At 65.6% G+C, this 4,508-nt stretch carries 1 protein-coding gene; it reads left to right on the top strand.

Annotated features, from left to right (window positions below; genetic code table 11):
- A partial coding sequence (locus tag BMW89_RS37025) for a non-ribosomal peptide synthetase (protein WP_143062893.1) occupies window positions 1-4,508 on the top strand: 4,508 nt, incomplete at both ends.

Below are 4,508 nucleotides of genomic sequence, written 5' to 3'. Positions count from 1 at the left end.
AGGAAGATATCTCCGGGTTTGCGGATGACGAGCTGCTTGCGCATCTGCGTCGGCGAGCGAAGGAGCCGTTCGTGCTGGAGCGCGGTCCGCTGCTGCGGGTCCACCTGCTGAACCGCGAGGACAAGACCATCATCCTGATCGTGGTGCATCATATCGCGTTCGACGCCGGTTCGTTGGTGCCGTTCCTGCGGCAATTGGTGCAGACCTACGAAGCGTTGCTACGGAACGGCCGCGCGCCGTCGACGGAGGAGCCGGCAGCGAGCTATGCCGACTTCGTCGGGTGGGAGCGGCAGATGCTGTCGGGTCCCGCGGCGGCGGAGCACCTTGCCTATTGGAAGCAGCATCTGGCGAGCGCGCCGGCGGTGCTGACATTGCCGAGCGATCATCCGCGGCGGATGGCATCAGCGGCGATCGGGCAAACCCATACGCGGCGCATCGGCGGCGCCCTGAAGGAAGGTCTTGCCGCGTTGGCGCGGGAGCTGCGGATCACGCCGGCGACCCTGTTCCTTGGCCTCTATCAGCTGCTGCTGAGCCGCTACGCGGGCGAGGAGGACATCGTGGTGGGGATGTCGGTTGCGACGCGGCCGCGGCCCGAGTTCAGGGACCTGATCGGCTACTTCATCAACATGGTGCCGGTGCGCATGCGCGTCGATCGCGGCCGTCCGTGGTCGGAGCATGCGGCAGCGCTGCAGGGCTGCATGGCCGATTGCTTGGACCACAGCGTCTATCCGTTCCCGATGTTGGTGCGTGAGTTGAAGACACCGCGTGTGCCCGGCGTGGCGCCGATCTTCCAGGTGGCCTTCACCTATCAGAACAACTTTGATGTGGCGGGCTTTGGGGAGCTGGTGAGGTCTCATGGCGAGACATTGCAGCTGGAGCCGGTGCCGGGTCTGAACCAGGAAGGCGAGTACGAGCTGGCGCTGGATGTGTTCGAGGGCGATGGCGGCTTCCAGCTTCATCTCAAATACAATCCTGATCTGTTCGACGCGGCGACGATCGAGCGGATGATGGGCCACTATGTGAGCCTGGCTGAGGCGGTGGTCGAACGGCCGTCGGCGGCGCTTGGCGATTACGCGCTGCTGACGGAGGCCGAGCAAGGTCAGCTGGTGCGGGCGTGGAACGCGACGCAGGCCGATTATCCCGATCGTGTCTGTGTCCATGAGCTGTTCGCCGGGCAGGCGCGGCGGACCCCCGATGCGGTCGCGGTGAGGTGCGGCGAGACTTCGCTCAGCTATCGTGAGCTGGATCGGCGCAGCAGCGTGCTGGCTGGATATCTGCGCCAGCGCGGGGTCGGGCCGGATCGACTGGTCGGGATTTGCGTTGGACGCTCGCTGGAGATGCTTGTCGGGTTGCTGGCGATCCTGAAGGCGGGCGGTGCATATGTGCCGCTGGATCCGAGCCATCCGCGCGAACGGCTGCAACATATCCTGTCGGACAGCGGCGTCTCGCTGCTGCTGACGCAATCGGAGCTGCTCGGCGAACTGGGCCTGTGGGTGGCGGCGGAGACTGCGATCGTCGCGATCGATCTCGACTGGAGCGGGGGCGAGACGGCGCCGGCGGATGTGCAGGCGGAAGTCGGCGCTGGTAACGCAAGCCCCGACGATCTCGCTTATGTCATGTACACCTCGGGCAGCACGGGCCTGCCGAAGGGTGTGATGATCCCGCATCGGGCGCTGACCAATCTGTTGACGTCGATGATCCGGGAGCCCGGCTTGCGCAGCGAGGACCGGCTGCTGGCAGTGACGACCTACTGCTTCGACATCGCGGGCTTTGAGCTGTTCGGCCCGTTGCTGGTGGGAGGCTGCTGCGAGATCTGCCCGAGCGATGTGGCAGGCGACGTCGAGAAGCTCAAGCGGGTCATCCGGGCCAGCAAGCCGACGGTGATGCAGGCGACGCCTGCGACCTGGACCATGCTGTTCCGCTCGGGCTGGCGCAACGAGGAGGGGGTGCGGATCGTCTGTGGCGGCGAAGCGCTGGGCGAGACGCTGCGGCAGAGCTTCGTTGCGAGCGGCTCTGAAGCCTGGAACATGTACGGCCCGACCGAGACGACGATCTGGTCGATGGCGTGGCGGGTGAGCGGGAATGGCCCGATCAGCATCGGCCGTCCGATCGCCAATACGCAAGTCTACGTCCTCGACAGCCATCTTCGCCCGGTGCCGGTTGGCGTTGCGGGCGAGCTGTGCATTGGCGGCGCTGGTGTGGCACGTGGCTATCACAACAGGCCGGAGTTGACGGAAGAGCGCTTCGTCGAAGATCCCTTCACGCCGGGAGCAAGGCTGTACCGCACCGGGGACATGGCGCGATGGCTGGTGATTGGCGAGGTCGAATATCTTGGCCGGCTGGACGGCCAGATCAAGCTGCGGGGTTATCGGATCGAGCCGGGTGAGATCGAGGCCAGGCTTGCAAGCTATGGCGGTATCCGCCATTGCGCGGTGGTGCTGCAGGCCTCGGAAGAGCGCAGTCGGTTGATCGCGTTCTATGTCTGGGACACAGGCCATGGTCAGGCGCCGGCCGCGGACCAGCTGCGGGAGCATCTGAAGGTCACGCTGCCGGATTACATGATCCCGGCGTTCTTCTCGCCGCTGGACGAGATCCCGCTGACACCGAACGGCAAGGTCGATCACAAGGGGCTGGCGCAGCTCCGGGTCGGTCAGGAGCGCAAGGCCCCGGCCAGCCGTCGATCTGCAAGCGAGATCGAGCGTCGGGTTGTCGCGATCTGGCGCAGCGTTCTCGATCGCGAGGACGTCGATGCCGACGACGGCTTCTTCGAGAGCGGCGGCGATTCCATCCTTGCGGTGACGCTGGCGGCCCGCATCCGTGACGGTTTTGCAGTCGACTTCGATGTGACGCGCCTGTTCGAGTACGCCAGCATCGGGGCGATCGGACGCTACGTTGCCGCTGCAACGGCGGATGCGGGGGCCAGCCGCGAGACGGAACAGCAAGCCGATGCGGTCATGCATTTACGCAATGAGACACGGGTGGAGCATGGCAGCGTCGCCGGCCACCCCGACTACTATCGCTCGAGCGTGGCGATCATCGGGATCTCGTGCCACGTGCCGGGCGCGGAGAACCATCGTCAGTTCTGGGACAATCTGATCTCAGGCAAGGAAGGCGTGGAGGTTCTCACCGCGGCCGAGCTGCGCCAGCTCGGCGTGCCCGAGCAGATCATGGACAATCCGCGCTACGTTCCGGTGCGCTCGACGATTGCGGGCAAGGATCTGTTCGATCCGGCGTTCTTCAAGATCTCGCCGAAGGACGCCGCCTTGATGGATCCGCAACTGCGGCTTCTGCTGCAGCATGCGTGGTGGTCGATCGAGGATGCCGGCTATGTCCCGTCGGATCTCCCCGATACGGGTGTGTTTGCGTCGACCAGCAACAGCTTCTACGGCGCCAGGCTGTTCGCCTCGGCCAACAAGGCCGGTGTGTTGGACAATTACGATCACTACCAGGCCTGGCTGCTGTCGCAGAGCGGCACGGTTCCGACCACCATCTCCTACAGGCTGGGGCTGCGGGGGCCGAGCTATGCGGTTCACTCGAACTGCTCATCCTCGCTGATCGCCCTGCACACCGCCTACCGGAGCATCTTGCTGGGTGATGCGAGGCACGCGCTGGTGGCGGCAGCAGCACTTGGGGCCGGTAGCTCTGCCGGCTACGTCTATCAGGAAGGGTTGAACTTCGCCTCCGACGGCCACGTCAAGACGTTCGACGCCAAAGCGGACGGCATGATCGGGGGCGAAGGGGTCGCGGTCCTGCTGTTGAAGCGGGCGGAGGACGCGGTCGCGGACGGCGATCACATCTATGCGCTGATCCGCGGCGTTGCGGTCAACAATGACGGGACGGGCAAGGCCGGCTTCTATGCGCCGAGCGTGCAGGGGCAGGCCGAGGTGATCGGGCGTGCGTTTGCGGCCAGTAGCGTCGATCCGCAGACGATCGGCTATGTCGAGGCGCACGGCACCGGGACCTCGCTTGGCGATCCCATCGAGTTTGCGGCGCTGAGCCAGGCGTTCCGCAAGCACACCGACAAGGCGCAGTTCTGCGGCCTTGGCTCGGTGAAGAGCAATATCGGCCATCTCGATGTCGCCGCCGGGCTCGCCGGCACCATCAAGGCGGCGCTGGCGCTGCAGCACGGCAAGATCCCGCCGACGATCAACTATCACGACGCCAGTCCGCATCTGGATCTGATCAACTCGCCGTTCTACATCGCCGCGACTGCGACCGACTTCGCCCCGAGCGACCAGCCGCGCCGGGCGGCGGTGAGCTCGTTCGGCATCGGTGGCACCAACACCCACGCCATCCTGGAGCAGGCGCCGGAGCTGCCGCAGAGCCCGGCAGCAGCTGCCACGAACGGTCCATATCTGGTCCCGCTATCCGCGCGAACCGAGGAGCAGCTCAAGCAATACGCCGCCTCGCTGCTCGCCTTCGTCAGCAGCGCTCTGGAAACCGGCAACAGCCCCGACCTCGCCGATCTCGCCTTCACAATGCAGGTCGGACGCGAGGCGATGGAGAGC

The organism is Bradyrhizobium sp. OK095 (genome assembly GCF_900109945.1).
In the GTDB taxonomy this organism is placed as follows: domain Bacteria; phylum Pseudomonadota; class Alphaproteobacteria; order Rhizobiales; family Xanthobacteraceae; genus Bradyrhizobium.
Note: the sequence above shows the minus strand (reverse complement) of the source record. Positions and strands in the feature narration are given on the sequence as shown.